Consider the following 18,504-nt stretch of genomic DNA (forward strand, 5'->3'; position numbering starts at 1 on the left):
TTAAATGCGAGAAAATACTAGCTGCTGGCCGACATACACCATGAATATACATAGGATGACATTCAACAACACATTGAGAATTGCTTTTACAAAGAGTCCTTCTTGCATCAGCAATAATGTTTCATTGGAAAAAGTCGAAAAGGTCGTTAAAGCCCCTAACAGCCCGACGCCAACCATGGCTTTTACTTCAGGACTAAGGTGACTTGTTTCGAGACCGATGGCATAAACAATGCCCATCAAGAAAGATCCCAATATATTGACCAACAGTGTACCAAAAGGGAAACTGCTTCCAAATAGCTGAAGCATTAAAATTGAAATAACATAGCGAAAAACTGCACCAATTGAACCACCAAGCGCCACAAACATGATATTGGTCAAGCTAATCATAGCGTTTTACCTCACTTGTTCTGTCAAGTTCAGCTAAATGAGTTAGTTTATCCTTAATCCGCTTTTCAAATCCTCGATCGGTAGGATAATAAAACTGACTTTGCTGCAGTGTTTCTGGAAAATAATTTTCTCCAGGTGCATAAGCACCTGGTTCATCATGAGCATAACGATATTCAGCGCCAAGCCCCATGTTTTTCATTAACTGTGTTGGCGCATTACGAAGATGATCAGGCACCGACTCGTGGCCCGTTTCTTTTGCTAATGCTCGTGCGGCTTTAAAAGCGGTATAAACAGCATTACTTTTTGGTGCACTGGCTAAATAAACAATGGCTTGTGCAATGGCACGTTCACCTTCTGCAGGTCCAACTCGGTGAAAACAATCCCAAGCGTTGAGCGCGATGTTCATTGCTGTAGGGTCGGCATTACCTATATCTTCTGAAGCGATCGCAAGAAGACGCCTTGCAACATACAAAGGATCGCCGCCGCCTTCTAAAATTCGGCAATACCAATACAAAGCAGCATCAGGCGATGAACCACGTACAGATTTGTGCACTGCAGATATTAAATCGTAAAATTGATCGCCATTTTTATCGTAAGCCGCCATTTGATGACCAGCGACTTGAGTGAGCATTTCTTGGGTAAAGCTATCATTATCACTGACCAAGTCACTCATTAACTCTAATAAGTTAAGCGCTTTACGTGCGTCGCCATCTGATGTGGCAGCTAATTGCTGCATAACATCATCTGGCATAGTGAAATTGCGTTTCCCAAAACCACGTTCAGTGTCAGTTAATGCTTGATTGATAATTTGAGCAATATCATCACCGTCTAGGCGATTAATGAGATACACCCTTGCTCGTGACAATAAGGCATTATTAAGTTCAAACGAAGGGTTTTCTGTGGTGGCTCCAACAAAAATCACCGTGCCATCTTCGATAAATGGCAAAAATGCATCTTGTTGGCTTTTATTAAACCGATGCACTTCGTCAACAAACAACAAGGTACGTTGGCCGCGGCTCTGAGCGACAGCCTTGGCTTGTTCAATGGCCGCACGAATTTCTTTAACCCCAGATGTCACTGCAGATATGCGTTCTACATGGGCGTTAGCATAGTGAGCAACTAATTCGGCTAATGTCGTCTTACCTGTACCCGGAGGCCCCCAAAGCAGCATCGAGTGAGCTCTATTGGCTTCTAATGCTTGTCTTAAAGGTTGTCCTTCACCCAGTAAATGACTTTGACCGACGTATTCATTTATCTCCCTCGGTCGCATTCTAGCGGCTAAAGGACGAAAATCAGGGGCAAAATCAAAACCTAAATTAGACACAGTAACCTACTGGACAGCGTTGCTACGTTGATCATCAATATCAACATAGGCTGGAACAACAAAATTAAACAAGGTTTGCTCATCTTCAGCCACGCTTGTTTGATTTGTTAACACAAACTGGCTGTGATTACCTTGTTCATCGAGTAAGTTAAAGTCAGTCAATTGAGTCGCATCAAAACAAACGTTCACGGTGACAACACTGCTTTCAAGAGACTTAGGCTTAATTAAGTAACATGCTTTACCCGACTCAGGTTTTACTTGGGTCACATGGTACTGCGCCCACGTTGCTTCATCTCTATGTACTAGTAATGCTATTGGCGATGCCTCAACTGCATCTGCGAAATCCATCACAGTCACTTCTTCAGCAAACGGATTAAAAATCCATAGATCTTTACCATCAGCAACAATAAGTGACTCGTCAGGTTGGGTGAGATGCCAATAAAATTTATTTGGATAAGCGAGTGCAAAAACACCTTCACCAGATTGAATTACTTTATTGTTTATATCAGTAACCGTTTGGCTAAAGTCTGCTTTTAATGAATCAAGAGACGCTAGCTTTCCACGTAGTTCACTTGAGTCATCAGCTTGAGCAGGGGCTGTTAGCAACACGGCTAACATTGATAATAAACCAACACATTTTTTCATTTTTCTACCTACTACTTAATTCAGTTAGCGGATTTAAGGCAACTAATCATTGTATCTAATAACGATAACAAACATTCTAGCCACGAGGTGGTGGCGGTGCTAATACTTCACGATTACCATTGTGACCTTGGCTACTAACAATCCCTTGAGATTCCATCATTTCAATAATGCGAGCTGCACGGTTATAACCAATTTTAAACTTACGCTGCACGCTAGAAATTGAACCTCTGCGGGTTTCAGTGACAAAAGCAACTGCCTCATCGTATAACTGGTCAGTATCGTCATCAGTTTCGGCCGTTTCACCAGGTAACAGGACTTGCTCACCATCACTGACGCCATTTAGAATTTCTTCAACATACTGAGGTTTTCCACGGGCATGCCAATCAGCAACGACTTTATGTACTTCATGATCATCGATGAAGGCGCCATGGACACGAATAGGTACACTGGTACCCGGTGGCAAGTAAAGCATATCACCCATGCCTAATAAGGTTTCAGCACCTTGTTGATCTAAAATGGTACGTGAATCGATACGTGAAGATACTTGGAATGCAATACGAGTCGGTACGTTAGCTTTAATCAAACCGGTAATCACATCGACCGATGGACGCTGAGTCGCTAAGATTAAATGGATACCAGCTGCACGTGCTTTTTGCGCAATACGGGCAATTAGCTCTTCTACTTTCTTGCCGACAATCATAATCATGTCAGCAAATTCATCAACCACTACAACAATCGAAGGTAATTTATCTAATTCAGGCGCTTGCTCATCCATGCTTTCAGATGATTTCCAAAGTGGGTCCACAATCGGTGTACCTGCTTCTTTGGCCAATTTTATTTTGGTGTTATAGCCTTTAAGGTTACGTACACCAAGCGCAGACATCAGCTTATATCGACGTTCCATTTCGCCCACACACCAACGAAGTGCATTAGCCGCTTCTTTCATATCGGTCACAACTTCACACAATAAATGCGGAATGCCTTCATACACTGAAAGCTCTAGCATTTTCGGGTCAATCATGATGAAACGAACATCTTCTGGGCCAGATTTGTACAAGATACTGGTGATCATAACATTCACACCAACCGACTTACCTGAGCCTGTTGTACCGGCAACAAGTAGATGCGGCATTTTACCTAAATCGACAACAACGGGATCGCCTGCGATATCCTCTCCAAGCACCATTGATAGATTAGACTGGCTTTCTTCGAAGGTTTTGCTATCTAACACATCACGCATGAACACGGTTTCACGGAACTTATTCGGTAACTCTAGGCCGACATAAGCTTTACCCGGGATGACTTCAACTACACGTACACTTTCAGCCAATAATGAACGGGCTAAATCTTTTGAGAGGTTGGTAATTTTCGAAGCTTTGACTCCTGGTGCTAATTCAAGCTCAAAGCGAGTGACTACAGGGCCTGGGAACACACCAACTACATTAGCGACAATATTAAAGTCAGCTAACTTGGTTTCCACTAAGCGAGCAACGATATCCAACTCATCTTTTGTGATTGGGTTTTCTTTACGATCTGGTACATCAAGTAAAGTAATACTCGGTAAAGGTGGCATTGCTACCCGAGGTTGGCTCATAACAACCTGCGGCTCTTGACCTGGAATGATTACCACACCTTCTGCGATATAAGGCTTATCAGTAGGATTGCCGTCAACCTGCGCAGCGGGTTGATTTTGCTGCTCATCACCTTGCTGATTTTTAACTGCTGCAGCCATAACAGTTGCACCAATTGATGTAGTGCGCTCAAACTCATCGCCAAAATCAATAGCATCAGCATTGTTATTATCAGAACTAGCTTGGTTTGCATGGGTTAAATCAACAGCTGGTGCATCACCAGAAGCAAGCCAAGGCTCATTTGAATCATCAACATTGGCGTTAATATTAATCGCCTTAGTATCGCTATTAGCATCCACACTAACTTGTGGCTCTACTCTACCTGTTGTGACTTCCAAGTGTGCTTGGTCGTTGTCTATTTGATCATCTTGATATTCTTCTGAATTATCTCGACTTGGAATAATCTTAGATTTCATCCGAGCAAACATTGATTGTTTTACTGGTTCTTGTTGGTAATCATCTTCATCAATTTCATTTGAACCGTCATCAGAACTACTATTAGCACTATCAAATTGTGGTTCTAGCTTGCCACCATAAGTTCTTGCAACGGTTTGATCGTCAACTTGAGCGTCTACTGAATGAACGTGAATAGCATCATCAACTTCAGTATCTTGCTCTTCATTGGTTTTATCACGGCCTTGTTTAAACTTATCGACTACTGACATAAAGCCGCGGGTGTCTTCAGTTTCCTTATCGCCTGCAAAATAACTCGGTAAACTAATGAGCTTTTTAACGCACCAAATAGTGCCGTAACCTGTCGCTTCAATGACAGTTAACCAACTAATACCTGTAGTTAAAGTAAAGCCGGCGCCAATAAAGCATAGCAGTAATAGTGTGGTTCCGAGATTATTAAAGTATGGCAACATGGCTTGGCCAATGACATCGCCTGCTACCCCGCCCGCTGAAAACACATACATATCGTCTGCATTCATGCTAGCTAAAGCTGCCAGTGCTAATACCATCAACATAAAGCCGATGATCCTTAGTCCTACAGAAAAGTAATCGATTTCAAATAACTTATGAGTGCGGTTAAAAATAAACCAGCCGGTTGCCGCAATGATGACAGGAATAAGGTAGGCGATAAAACCAAAGAAATAAAATAACACGTCAGCAGTCCAAGCTCCCACTGCGCCAGTGAGATTATTAATTTCACCTTGAAAATGAGACTGACTCCAACCCGGATCGCTAGGATCAAAGCTGCTGAGTGCAAGAAGAATGTAAGTTGCTGTCATGCAACAAATGATCAATCCACCTTCTAGAAGACGTTGAAGGCCACTAAGTGTTTGAAGACTATTTCCCTGAGACAAACGAAAACACCCGAATAAGAATTAAATAAGAATGATAACAATAACAGAATATCACTGATGTTGCAGTGATTATGCAATGCTAAGAAGACAAGCTCAACCTAATGTTTTCAGATAGATGGCAGCTTAACCAAAAATTAATTTCCCATTTATTATTAGGCTATTTTTGCATCAATAAAGCGGGGATTTGGAGCTTGAAGTGAAATTTAGGCAAAAAAATAAAGGGCGATGCCCTTTATTTTTATTGGTCAGAAAGTTTAGTAGCTATCCGCTAATAAATTTAATGCGACTTTATTAGTTTGTTTGACTTCTTCCATGACCACATAAGTACGAGTATCAGAAACTGATGGCAACTTAAGTAGTGTCTCACCTAATAAACGACGATATGCCGACATATCAGATACGCGAGTCTTCAATAGATAATCAAAGTCACCAGAAACTAAATGACATTCTTGAATATCATCGAGTAACTGAACGGCTTTGTTGAAGCGCTCAAAAATATCTGGCGTATCGCGTGTCAACGTGATTTCCACAAACACAAGTAAAGATGCACCAAGATAATGAGGGTTAACTAATGCAGTGTAGCCATTAATGTAACCTTGTTTCTCGAGACGCTTAACTCGCTCTAAACAAGGAGTAGGACTAAGCCCCACTCTTTTCGATAACTCCACGTTTGATATGCGACCATCAACTTGAAGTTCATTGAGGATATTACGGTCAATCCGATCTAAATCTTTTACAGAATTTTTCTTATTATTTGCCATATTATTAACCTTGCTTTAGCACAAAAACAACATATTCATCTTTTAATGTGTAAAGTTTAGCAGCATAAACTGCGTCTTGGGCACTATACTAGACTTCCCTGAAATAAGCACGTATCAGGCGACCGATTATAATAACAATTGAATTGTCAACAACGACAACTGATTAAATAGAGGCACAAAATGATTATTGGTATCCCTACTGAAATCAAAAACCACGAGTACCGTGTAGGTATGGTTCCTTCAAGCGTTCGCGAATTAACGATTAAAGGCCATGATGTATTCGTACAATCTGATGCTGGTATTGGCATTGGCTTTACCAATCAAGATTATATTGACGCTGGTGCTTCTATTTTAGAAACAGCTGCAGAAGTGTTTGCACAATCAGACATGATTGTGAAAGTGAAAGAGCCTCAAGCCATTGAGCGCGCTATGCTTCGTGAAGATCAAATCCTATTTACGTACCTGCATTTAGCCCCTGATATGCCGCAAACTGAAGACTTAATCAAAAGTAAATCAGTCTGTATCGCTTATGAAACTGTAACAGATGACCGTGGTGGCCTTCCTTTATTAGCACCTATGTCAGAAGTCGCTGGGCGCATGTCTATTCAAGCAGGTGCTCGCGCCCTTGAAAAGTCATTAGGCGGACGTGGCATGTTACTTGGCGGTGTGCCAGGTGTTGAGCCAGCTAAAGTGGTTATCATTGGCGGTGGTATGGTTGGTACTAATGCTGCACAAATGGCTGTAGGCATGGGCGCTGATGTGGTTGTACTTGACCGTAGCATCGATGCATTGCGTCGTTTAAACGTTCAGTTTGGTTCTTCAGTTAAAGCAATTTACTCAACTGCTGATGCTATTGAACGTCATGTTATTGATGCTGACTTAGTTATTGGTGGAGTACTTGTACCAGGCGCTGCAGCACCTAAGCTAGTTACGCGTGACATGATTGCACGTATGAAACCAGGCAGTGCAATTGTCGATGTAGCAATTGACCAAGGTGGCTGTGTAGAGACTTCTTACGCAACAACTCACCAAGAGCCAACGTATATTGTTGATGACGTTGTTCACTACTGTGTAGCGAACATGCCTGGTGCTGTAGCTCGTACATCTACCTTTGCGCTTAACAATGCAACGCTACCGTACATCCTAAAGCTTGCTAACCTTGGTTACAAAAAGGCGCTACTTGCTGATCAACACTTACTAAATGGCCTCAACGTTATCCATGGCAAATTAGTATGTAAAGAAGTGGCAGAAGCGTTAGAACTTGAGTTCACTGAACCTAAAATCATGCTTGGCTAATTGCTTATCTCGCATTATTTGAATCATAATTTGATTAAAAACCGCTCTTGGAGCGGTTTTTTTATGTACAAAAATCGTCAAAACTGGCTTTTATTTACTCCACTTTAAATGTAACACTTTGCATCAATCGTTCGTTTTACAACCAGCTTACACGCGTTTGCTTAAAATTCAGGGTTAACCAATCAGCATTTTAAGCAATTTGAATGATTAGTTAAAAAATTTGAATAATAAACATTATTTCAAGTCGCTCCTCTACAGCCCTCACTCAGTATAGCTTTCAGTTAAAAACAAACAGAATTTGTTATCAAAATAACACTCATGCTTTGCAATAGGGTTTTATTCTATTTAATTTTTTTAAAGCAGTGTTTTTGACTATTGGTAAAAAAGCGAAAAATCTCTACAATCTAGCTAATATTTTCATATTAAGAAGTGACTTAAAATGTGGTTTCAAAAACAAATCAGTTTACAAGCTCGGTCGCGTGGTTTTCATTTAATCACTGATGAAATCCTACAACAAATTCCTGAATTAGCTAATTTCTCGGTCGGCATCATGCATGTATTTTTACAACATACATCGGCCTCTATCACCATTAACGAAAATGCTGATCCAAGTGTTAGGCAAGATTTTGAATCCTATTTTAATCGAACAGCTGCTGAAAATGAGCCTTATTATGTACATACCTATGAGGGTAGCGATGATATGCCAGCACATTTGAAATCAAGCTTATTGGGATGTGAGTTGTCAATTCCGATTAATCAAGGTCAATTAGCTGTGGGAACGTGGCAAGGGATCTATCTTGGCGAACATAGAAATCACGGTGGTAGTAGACGAGTGTTAATTACCATTCAAGGTGAATGATGGCTTGCCATTCTTGTTCTCGTTAGAATCAATTAAGCAGTCATCATTTCGCTTAGCGCAATCATTAACAGTTAATAGCTAGCCTCATTGAGATTCAAGTAAGTCATAAAAAGCGTTTTTTGGCATTGGCTTATAGAAAAAATAACCTTGTATAGCATCAACATGATTGCTTTTGACAAAATCTAGCTGCGCTTTAGTCTCTACACCTTCAGCTGTGACCGAAAGTTCAAGCGCATTACTCATACTGGCAATGGCCTCTACTAATGCTTTATGTCGGGGCCCTTGTTCTATCTTTTGAATGAAAGCTTTATCGATTTTAATTTGATCGACAGGAAAGTTGGCTAGATAAGATAATGATGAGTAGCCAGTACCAAAATCATCAACCGAAATTTTAATGCCCCACTCTCTGAGTTGATTAAGTAGGTTTTCAATATTTTGATGTTGATCCATCATCAACGACTCAGTTATTTCGAGCGTTAGCAATTCAAACGGAAAATCTGTTAAAGATTGCTCGTCCAAAAACTCTTCAAATGAAGACAGAAACTGTTTTTGCAGTTCATCAGTTAAAAACTCACAAGTAGAAACATTGACAGATAACGCAATAGGTTTACCTTGATTCCAATGTTCTGCAATGATCTCTAACGCTTGTTTTCTTACCCATTTGCCAATAGGTACAATTAGCCCAGACTGCTCAGCTATCGGAATAAACTCTTCAGGGGAGATAAACTCACCGTTGAGTTGCCAGCGCAGCAAAATTTCAGCTTTTTCAATTTTTGTTGAGTCGATAGAAATTATGGGTTGATAGTAAAGTTCAAATGCTTCTTTGTTTAACGCTTTACTTAACTCCATTTGCAAATAAGCCGTTCTCTCAGCATTCTTTTGCATCGTTTTATTAAAAAACTGATAGTTATTTCGACCTTTAAGTTTTACGTCGTACATTGCTTGGCCAGCAAAATTAATCAAAGATTCAACGATGGTAGAATCATCAGGATAACGAGATATACCAATACTCATAGATGGGTGAACATGTTGTTGCTCGATAACCACCACATCTGCCACCGCTTGATTAATCTCTTTTGCCAATGAAATCAGTTCGCGTTCTGAAATCTTGCCAGGTATGAATATTCCAAACTCATCCCCTGCAATCCTGGCTAATAAACTATTTTGTGGTGAGATTAAGCTAATTCGGTCCGCAACTTCTTTAAGTAATACGTCACCGTTTTCGTGACCTAAACTATCATTAATCAGTTTAAAGTTATCAATGTCCATCAGTAATACGCTACAAGCAATATCTTGTTGCTTAGTACGTTCATGTTGCCAAACGTAATCATAAATTTTATCTAAAAAACAACGGCGATTAGCTAAACTCGTTAACGCATCATTGTTTGCTTGAAAATGGATTAACTTATTGGCACTTTTATGTTCGCTAATATCGGTAATCAGCCAAGAAAAGCAATTTTGCTCGCCATGATAATCTCTAAACGTAGTCACTGTGACTTCAGCATCAAAAGTCTGGCCATTTCGCTTGTAGCCAATTAATTCGCCTTGCCAGGTTTTCCCTTTGGCTAAGCTTTTTAGCATCGAGCTTAATGATTTCTCGTCAGATTGCTCGAAGAAAGCTTCAGGTTCAAATACTGACTGTTCAGCAGTAAAGTCGCGGGTAATCGTTTTGAACATAGGGTTTACAAGTAAAAGTGAATGGGTATCTGTGGTAATAACCAAACCCATGGGTAACTTGCTGAATATTCGGCTAGTTAACCTTTGAAGATGTAGTGCCTGACTACGTTCAATTGCTAAACTGCCTAACTTAGCGGCCTCTTGGATCAGTTCAAGATCTAAATCAGACGGAGACTTTTTAGTATCATAATACATAGCGAATGTGCCCAGCACTTCACCATGTGAATCAATAATAGGTTCAGACCAACACGCTTTTAATCCTGCTTTAAGGGGTAACTCTTTGTAAGCAGCCCAATTGGGATGGGTTTCAATATCTTCAACAATTATTCGTTTACCTGTTGCAGCTGCTGCGCCACAAGAACCAACGTCGGGTCCTATTTCTACGCCATGGATAGCTTGATTGTATTCTTCTGGAAGGCTTGGAGCTGCACCATTAAGTAGTCGTTTTTTATCATTACTGAGTAATAAGACAGAGGCTTTAGTACCTATTTTTTGTGCTTCAATGGAAAGGACTAATGAATGAAGAATTTCTCGAAGTGGCGAACCTGAAAGAACCATAGATAAAATTGTACTATAGCGTTCAATGCTTGATGAGCGGTGAGTTAACACAGCAAAACTTTCAGTGTTTGTGCTTTTATACTGCGCGCTATCCATATAGCTCCTACAATTTTAATCTCGTCTATCACTGTTTATGACAGTTTTATTTTTCTATGCTCTATATGAGAAGATTATGCATATTCCAAGACAAAATCAACAAACCCCCTACACCTCTTTAACAAGTATTTTATAGGTAAGTTTTTCAAACCTATGTTTCACCTAACCAAATTAAAATCTACGACTTTATATGCTACATAAAGTAAAAAAGCAGTATTGTCTGCTGACAATACTGCTTTTAGTACTTGTTTTATTTTAAAACAATTGAATTTACGCTTCGCTAACACGCTCCATTCGAGCTAAATAAAAACCATCAAATCCATGTTCTGAAACAAGAATCTCTTCATCATCAATTAATTTAAAATGAGGATTGGCTGCAATAAACGCATCTACTTGATTACGGTTCTCGTCAGGCATAATTGAACACGTCGCATACACTAACATCCCACCGACTTTCACCATACGGCTATAGCTTTGTAGAATGTCTTTCTGTAATTCGATTAATACAGGCAAACGTTCAGGAGTATCGCGCCATTTCGAATCAGGATTGCGTTTAAGTACACCTAAACCAGAACACGGTACATCTAACAGAACACGATCTGCTGTGAGCTTCAAACGCTTAATGGTTTTACTGCTAGCGATGATGCGAGTCTCAACATTATGAGCGCCCGCTCTACGAGCACGTGATTTAAGATTATCTAATTTCCACTGCTCAACATCCATGGCAAGTAAGCGACCTTTGCCTTTCATTTGCGCAGCAATATGAAGGGTTTTGCCACCAGCACCTGCACAAGCATCAACAACTCGCATACCAGGTTTAGCGTCTACTGCTGCGGCAACAAGTTGCGATCCTGCATCTTGCTGTTCAAAAAAACCTTCTTTGAACGCAGATGTTTTAAATAGCGCTGAGTCTGAACGTACTTCAAGGGCGCTTTCTACCCCTTCAACTTCAGCTGTAGCAACTAACTCTTTGGTTAAACGTTGCTTTAACTCATCCCTAGTTCCTTTAAGCGAGTTAGCACGAATATATCGTTTTGGAACAGCTGTTAACGCAGCACGCTCAGCTGGCCATTTGTCACCTAATTGCTCAGCACCTAAAGTATCTAACCACTCAGGACAGCCATCCCATAATGCAGCTTGTGTTTTCGCTTGTGCAATTCGTGCTGCAAAATCTTCAGCATCAACCTGTAATGCATATTCCATTTTAGGCAATTCAAGTTCATGAAATAAATGCCAACCATTGATAAGTTTCGATCCCATACGTTCAATATCATCCGCTTTCATATCAACTAAATAGCAGTAAAGATTTAAACGTCGAAGGATATCACCTGTCACAGTCGTTATGCGGGCTAATTCTGCTGGCGGATATTGCATGCCAGAAAAGTTGTGAGAATATGCTCTATCTAATGGTTTACCATCAGTTAACACCATGGTTAGCACATCAATTACCAGTTCAGATGAACTGCCAGAAAGTGGGAAAGTCAGCATTGGGGATCTCACAGAGTAAAGAAAAAGAAGTTATTACAGAAAAAGCGCTTGGATCATAGGAGCTAACTTGCTCTAGCGCAAGTATTGATTACGATTTATCAGGCTTAAAGCCATTTAAAATATAATAAAAGCCTGAAATATAAAAAGCAGCCAGATGGCTGCTTTTATATTATTAACAAGTAACAAAAATCAGATGCTTTAAGGTAATTTAGACCCTTTAGCACCGTAAAACACGATAAATGCATAACATACTACAGGCAAAATAAATGCAGGTTGTATGCCCATTGAATCGGCCATAACACCTTGAAGTAACGGAATGATTGCGCCACCAACAATGGCTAAACATAATATGCCACTGCCTTGAGATGTATGTGGACCTAGATCTCTTAGGGCTAAACTGAAAATAGTTGGGAACATAATAGAATTAAACAAACCTACTGCAAGAATTGCATACATAGCAACTTCGCCACTGGTGTACATTGCGATTAATACTAATAGCGCAGCAACAAAGCCATTAAATGCCAACACTTTACCAGCTGCGATCTTTTGCATCACAGCAGAACCAATAAAGCGCCCTACCATCGCGCCGCCCCAGTAATAGGTAATGTATTTCGCAGCGTCTGCCTCTTTAAGTCCAACGATATGCTCTTCGCCTAAAAAGTTAACTAAGAAACTACCAATGGAGACTTCTGCACCCACATAAACAAATATACCCACTGCACCGAGTACGAGATGCATACTTTGCGTTGCACTGGTTTTACCTTTATAGCTCACTTCACCTGTTGAGTTTTGCTCAACATGGGACTCAATAACAGGAAGTTTTAACTTGGCAAAAATGATTGCAAGAACTGCTAATGTGGCTGCAAGGAACAGATATGGCATTTTAACCACTTCAGCCTCAGCTTGAGCATGACTTAGCTCGCCTACTGCTCCACTGGCAACAGATAGAATCAATATTGCGCCAAAATAAGGTGCAACTGTAGTACCTAATGCATTAAAAGCTTGGGTTAAATTTAGACGACTTGAGGCAGTCTCTTCGCTACCGAGCGCATTTACATAAGGGTTAGCTGCAACTTGCAAGATGGTGATGCCTGATGCGAGTACAAATAACGCCCCTAAAAACAGGCCATAAACAGCAAAATCCGCTGCAGGGTAAAACAGTGCACAACCAAAACTTGCAATCACAAGTCCGGTCACTATGCCTCTTTGATAGCCAAGTTTTTTAACTAATTTACCAGCAGGCAACGACACTAAGAAGTATGCGCCAAAGAAACAAAACTGAATCAACATCGCTTCGGTATAACTTAGCGAGAACACAGCTTTCAAATGTGGAATTAAAATGTCATTTAAGCAGGTAATAAAACCCCACATAAAAAATAATGATGTGAGCGATACGAGTGCAAAACGATATTTCCCATCGCCTGAATGGCTGACGGTTGCAGTTCCGCTTGAAATTGTTGAGGCCATAATTTAGATACTCTTGTTATTGTATTAAGAAACTTATACTGAGTTATCGGCTTGAATAATGAGTCAAGCTTATAAACTAAAACAGCAACCCGAAGGTTGCTGTAATATCAACTTAGTCAATGATGGCAAAAAAGCTATTAAACCCATCAAGATTTAACATACTGCCATTAACGAGATCAGCGCTTGCTAAGCCATGATTATCGATGACTTGATTGATATTGAACTTTGAAACATCAAACTGGTTATTAGTATTTGCCAGGTTAAATACCACTAACAAAGTTTGAGTTTCAAAATGACGTGTAAAAGCTAAAACAGGCTCATCAGTATCGATAAATTTAATGTCGCCTGCCACTAATGCTGGGTATTGTTTGCGCCATGCCAAAAAGTGACGATAGGCATTCAATGTAGAATGAGTATCATTTTCCTGAGCATCAACCGATAAAGCTTTATGTTCGTCAGGTATCGGTAGCCAAGGTTTGTTAGCTTCGCTAAAGCCTGCTTGAAGATGATCTTTTACCCAAGGAATAGGCGTTCTACAGCCATCACGTCCTTTAAACATTGGCCAAAATGTAATACCGAAAGGATCTTGTAATTGTTCAAATTCAATTGGTGCTTCTGTTAACCCAAGCTCTTCACCTTGATAACTACAAACACTGCCGCGCAATGAACCCAATAAGCCGTTAAGCATTTTTACCAGATCAGGATTCGTTTCACCTTTGCCCCAACGCGTCGCAACGCGCTGAACATCATGATTACCTATTGCCCAACAAGGCCAGCCATCACCAATGCTAGCTTCCAGCTCTTCAACGGTTTGTCTTATATATGCTGCACTAAAGTCGTCAGTCAGTAACTCAAAGCTATACGCCATATGTAGGCGATCATCACCTTGAGTATATTCTGCCATCGTAGCCAAAGAATCTTCAGATGACACTTCACCTAATGTCACTGCGCCAGGATACTTATTTATCAATGTACGTAAATCTTCAATAAAGCCGACTGTTTGAGGTCGTGTATTGTTGTAATAATGATATTGGTAAGCATAAGGGTTATCTTCGCTAAACCCTCTTCCTTGACGTTGATCTTTAGGCTTTGCCGGATTATCACGTAATTGTTCATCGTGATAGCAAAATGTAATGGCATCTAAGCGAAATCCATCAACGCCTTTTTTAAGCCAAAACTCGACATTATCGAGTACTGCCTGTCTAACTTCTGGATTATGAAAGTTAAGATCTGGTTGGCTTTTAAGAAAGTTATGCAAATAATATTGTTGACGACGTGGTTCCCACTCCCAAGCACAGCCGCCAAATATCGCAAGCCAATTATTAGGGGCAGTACCATCCTCTTGAGGATCTGCCCAGACATACCAATCTGACTTATCATTATCTCTACTTAGTTTACTTTGCTTAAACCAAGCATGCTCGTCAGAGGTATGACTTAATACCTGATCGATAACCACTTTAATATTAAGCTGATGGGCTTTAGCAATGAGTTCGTCAAAGTCATTCATTGTGCCAAACATTGGGTCGACATCTAAGTAATCACTGATGTCATAACCAAAATCTTTCATCGGTGACTTAAAGAAAGGAGAAATCCATATAGCATCTACATTCAAGCTAGCTATGTAATCGAGTTTTGCAATAATTCCTTGTAAATCACCCACTCCGTCGCCATTAGAATCCATTAAGCTTCGTGGATATACCTGGTATATCACTCCGCCGCGCCACCATGATAACTGACTCATTGCACACCCTCTGTAATAGAGAACTAACTATAAAACGACCTTGACCTAGTTAACTCTTTGTTGCGACCCAGTAACAGGTCGTCATTATTATTTAATTGACTCGAGGATACGTGAATATGGAAATCAGGTTCAATAGAGCTGCATACGTATGCAAAGAATTAATTGATTTTACAAAATTACTTTTAGCCAGCTTAAGTGCTACAATTCAATAACTTAAGCAAGCGTCGACATGACTTTTGAATGTTAATTAAAAGTAAAAAAACAGCTATTTTTACCTTGCATAACCTTTGAATACGTATGCATAACGTTGTCGATGAAAGAAAGCTAGGAGTAGTATCTTCACTGTTCCGCAACAAAACGGAAATAAACCTCAGCGCTTATGCAGTCAATTAAGCAAGCTGAAGGAAAAATACTATAAAGACTGTAATTATAAATAATAGAAATCTAGTAGCTCTACCTTATACAAATAAGAGCTACTGGCCATTCAGAAGGGGAAAGATGGATGTCGCTATTTAAACCAAGCTTACTAACGTTAGCAATGGTTGCTGCCAGTACAAGTATGTACGGTTACGCAGCTGAAGCTGAAGATGCTGCTACTGCAGACGAATCAATTGAAGTACTAAAAGTCACCGGTATTCGCCGTAGCTTACAAGAGTCTCAATCATTAAAGATGTCTTCATCATCAATTGTTGAAGCTATTTCAGCAGAAGACATCGGTAAATTACCGGATGTTAGTATCGCAGAATCACTAGCACGACTTCCTGGTGTATCAGCTCAGCGTCTTGATGGCCGTGCTAACGTCATCTCTATTCGTGGTATGGGTCCTGACTTTACGACTGCAACGTTAAATGGTCGCGAGCAGGCTTCAGTCAATGACAACCGTGGTGTTGAATTTGACCAATACCCTTCTGAATTATTAAATCGTGTAGTTGTATATAAGACACCTGATGCATCAGTTATGGCTCAAGCCATTGGTGGTACAGTTGATATGCAAACCATTAGCCCACTAGCACATGGCGAGCAAACATTCGCTATTGGTTTACGCGGCGAAATGAATGACCTTGGCGCACTAAACAGTGGCTCAGAAGACACAGGTTACCGTGGCAGCATCTCTTATATTGACCAATTTGCAGATGACACAATTGGTATTGCATTAGGTTATGCTCGTATGCAGTCACCTAACCAAGAAGAACGCTGGCAAGCATGGGGTTACCCAGAAAATGATGCTGGTGATAGCGTACTTGGTGGTGCTAAACCATTTGTTCGTTCAAGTGAACTTGAGCGTGACGGTGTATTAGCAGTATTTGAATATGCACCTAATGATTTTTTCCATTCAACAGTTGATCTTTACTACTCAAAGTTCACCGATGACCAACGTTTACGTGGTATTGAAATCCCTGCAGCTTGGGGCGCAAATGGTGGTGTTGAAGCGATTACTACTGAAGATGGTTTAGTCACTGAAGGAGTCATTCGAGGCGCTGAAGTTGTTGTTCGTAACGATGTTAACAAGCGTGATGCAGAATCTTTATCTGTCGGTTGGAATAATAAGTTCTTCTTATCAGACAGCTGGTCTATTGAAGCTGATATTGCCCTTTCTAAAGCTGAACGTACTGATATCGGTATGGAAAGCTACAGTGGTACAGGCCGTGGTACAAGTGTTGGCGCGGTTGATGATTTAGGCTTTGCTTACAATGGCAATGGTGGTTATAACTTTACTCACGGTTTAGATTATTCAGATCCAAACGTGATCAAATTAGGTGATCCACTTGGTTGGGGTAGCCCACTAGGCGCTAATACTCAAGATGGTTTCATTAACAAGCCTGAAATTGAAGATGAATTAAAGTCATTCCGTTTAAGTGCTGAATATGTGTTTGATGAAGGCATTATGCGTAGCATCGAGTTTGGTGTTAACCGTACTGACCGTGATAAAACTAAACTTGATAAAGGTTATTACCTAACCCTTAAAGGCTATGATGGCACTGATCCTAACTATGTTATGACGGTTCCAGATCAGTACTTACTTAGTCCTACTTCGCTAGACTTCTTTGGTATGGGTGATGTATTAAGTTACGATTCTTTAGCATTTTACAATGATGGAAACTACACAGAAACTGATGTAGCCAATGTTGATTTATCTCGTGCTACTAACTCTTGGGGTGTATACGAAGAAATCTCAACTGCTTATGTAATGGCAAATTTAGAAACTGAAATTTTTGACTTACCTTTATCAGGTAACATCGGCCTTCAAGCAGTACATAGTGACCAAAGCTCAGACGGTACTATCGCAACAGTTGAAAATGGTGAAGTTGTACTGACTGACCGCACTGCAGGTGATGACTACGTTGAATGGTTACCAAGCATCAACTTAGGTTTATCTGTTGCTGATGGCCAAATGCTTCGTTTTGCTGCTGCACGTACTTTAACTCGTGCACGTATGGATAAAATGAATGCTAACGTTAACTTTAGCTACAATGAAAACCCAAATGACGGTGTTAACTGGTCAGGCGGCGCTGGTAATCCAGAGCTTCGTCCTTGGATGGCTCGTCAATATGACATCAGTTACGAAAACTACTTCAGTGATCAAGGTTACTTTGCCATTGCTGTTTTCTACAAAGACCTAGAAAACTATGTATATGACCAACAGTCTGCATTTGACTTCAGCACTATTTTACCGCAAAACCCTGGTGACAACCCTATCGGTTTAGTTACACAGCCGCAAAATGGTGATGGCGGTTATGTTCAAGGTATTGAAGCATCATTCTCACTAGACTTTGGCTTATTTGCTGACGTATTGAATGGTTTTGGTACTGTGATGAGTGGCTCTTACAACGACAGTGAAGTGAAAGAAACACCGGACAGTGACCCTACTACATTACCTGGTTTATCAGAGAAAACGTTCAATGCGACTGTTTACTATGAAAACTCTGGTTTTGAAGCACGTGTTAGCTCACGCTACCGTAGTGATTTCTTAGGTGAAGTCACCGCAATCAGCTTAACTCGTCAAAATGTTAACGTAAAAGCTGAAACTGTAGTTGATGCACAAGTGGGTTATGACTTCTCTGAAAGTGGTATTGATGCTCTTTACGGTTTATCAGTATTGTTCCAAGTGAATAACTTAACCAATGAGCCTTTCACATCTTATACGGGTGATGATGCTCGTCATGTACGTGACTACCAAAACTACGGTCGTAACTACATGTTAGGTGCGAATTACAAGTTCTAAGTTCTAAGTTCTAAGTTCTAAGTTATGACTCGAACTGAGTTGTT

At 40.4% G+C, this 18,504-nt stretch carries 12 protein-coding genes; 3 read left to right on the top strand and 9 right to left on the bottom strand.

The window, feature by feature from the left end; translation table 11 throughout:
• The 5 genes from crcB to lrp form a co-directional block, all read right to left on the bottom strand.
• A complete protein-coding gene (crcB, locus tag FNZ24_RS04545) occupies positions 1 to 387 on the bottom strand; it encodes a fluoride efflux transporter CrcB (protein WP_416384813.1) in 387 nt (128 codons plus the stop codon).
• Entirely contained in the window at positions 380 to 1,711 is a 1,332-nt protein-coding gene (locus FNZ24_RS04550; RefSeq protein WP_153913243.1) for a replication-associated recombination protein A, read from the bottom strand. The genes crcB and FNZ24_RS04550 overlap by 8 nt, the downstream gene beginning before the upstream one ends.
• Before the next feature lie 6 nt (positions 1,712 to 1,717).
• Complete coding sequence (gene lolA / locus FNZ24_RS04555) at positions 1,718 to 2,356, bottom strand: outer membrane lipoprotein chaperone LolA (RefSeq protein ID WP_153913244.1); 639 nt, start codon at positions 2,354 to 2,356, stop codon at positions 1,718 to 1,720.
• Between the two features lie 76 nt (positions 2,357 to 2,432).
• On the bottom strand, positions 2,433 to 5,294 hold the full coding sequence (locus FNZ24_RS04560) for a DNA translocase FtsK (RefSeq protein ID WP_153913246.1): 2,862 nt from the start codon (positions 5,292 to 5,294) through the stop codon (positions 2,433 to 2,435).
• A 254-nt stretch (positions 5,295 to 5,548) separates the two neighbouring features.
• Positions 5,549 to 6,055 (bottom strand): leucine-responsive transcriptional regulator Lrp, encoded by a 507-nt coding sequence (gene lrp, locus FNZ24_RS04565; protein WP_055026025.1) that lies wholly within the window; start codon positions 6,053 to 6,055, stop codon positions 5,549 to 5,551.
• Positions 6,056 to 6,235: 180 nt separating this feature from the next.
• Between lrp and ald the strand changes: the two genes are divergently transcribed.
• Together ald and FNZ24_RS04575 are read left to right on the top strand one after the other, a co-directional pair.
• On the top strand, positions 6,236 to 7,351 hold the full coding sequence (gene ald / locus FNZ24_RS04570; RefSeq protein ID WP_153913248.1) for an alanine dehydrogenase: 1,116 nt from the start codon (positions 6,236 to 6,238) through the stop codon (positions 7,349 to 7,351).
• A gap of 439 nt (positions 7,352 to 7,790) precedes the next feature.
• Entirely contained in the window at positions 7,791 to 8,210 is a 420-nt protein-coding gene (locus FNZ24_RS04575; RefSeq protein WP_153913250.1) for a secondary thiamine-phosphate synthase enzyme YjbQ, read from the top strand.
• Positions 8,211 to 8,294: 84 nt separating this feature from the next.
• On the opposite strand, the gene FNZ24_RS04580 is transcribed toward FNZ24_RS04575, so the two are convergent.
• The 4 genes from FNZ24_RS04580 to FNZ24_RS04595 form a co-directional block, all read right to left on the bottom strand.
• Positions 8,295 to 10,541: an EAL domain-containing protein gene (locus FNZ24_RS04580; protein WP_153913252.1), complete on the bottom strand. Its 2,247-nt coding sequence runs from the start codon at positions 10,539 to 10,541 to the stop codon at positions 8,295 to 8,297.
• A 270-nt stretch (positions 10,542 to 10,811) separates the two neighbouring features.
• Positions 10,812 to 12,029 (bottom strand): RsmB/NOP family class I SAM-dependent RNA methyltransferase, encoded by a 1,218-nt coding sequence (locus FNZ24_RS04585; RefSeq protein ID WP_153913254.1) that lies wholly within the window; start codon positions 12,027 to 12,029, stop codon positions 10,812 to 10,814.
• A gap of 198 nt (positions 12,030 to 12,227) precedes the next feature.
• A complete protein-coding gene (locus FNZ24_RS04590; protein WP_153913256.1) occupies positions 12,228 to 13,496 on the bottom strand; it encodes a sugar MFS transporter in 1,269 nt (422 codons plus the stop codon).
• A gap of 112 nt (positions 13,497 to 13,608) precedes the next feature.
• Positions 13,609 to 15,237, bottom strand: coding sequence for an alpha-glucosidase family protein (locus FNZ24_RS04595; protein WP_153913258.1), 1,629 nt, complete (start codon positions 15,235 to 15,237; stop codon positions 13,609 to 13,611).
• 502 nt (positions 15,238 to 15,739) lie between these two features.
• On the opposite strand from FNZ24_RS04595, the gene FNZ24_RS04600 reads away from it, so the two are divergent.
• A complete protein-coding gene (locus FNZ24_RS04600; RefSeq protein ID WP_153913260.1) occupies positions 15,740 to 18,460 on the top strand; it encodes a TonB-dependent receptor in 2,721 nt (906 codons plus the stop codon).
• Positions 18,461 to 18,504 lie beyond the last annotated feature (44 nt).

The sequence above is a fragment of the Shewanella sp. TC10 genome (genome assembly GCF_009663145.1).
Classification (GTDB): Bacteria; Pseudomonadota; Gammaproteobacteria; order Enterobacterales; family Shewanellaceae; genus Shewanella.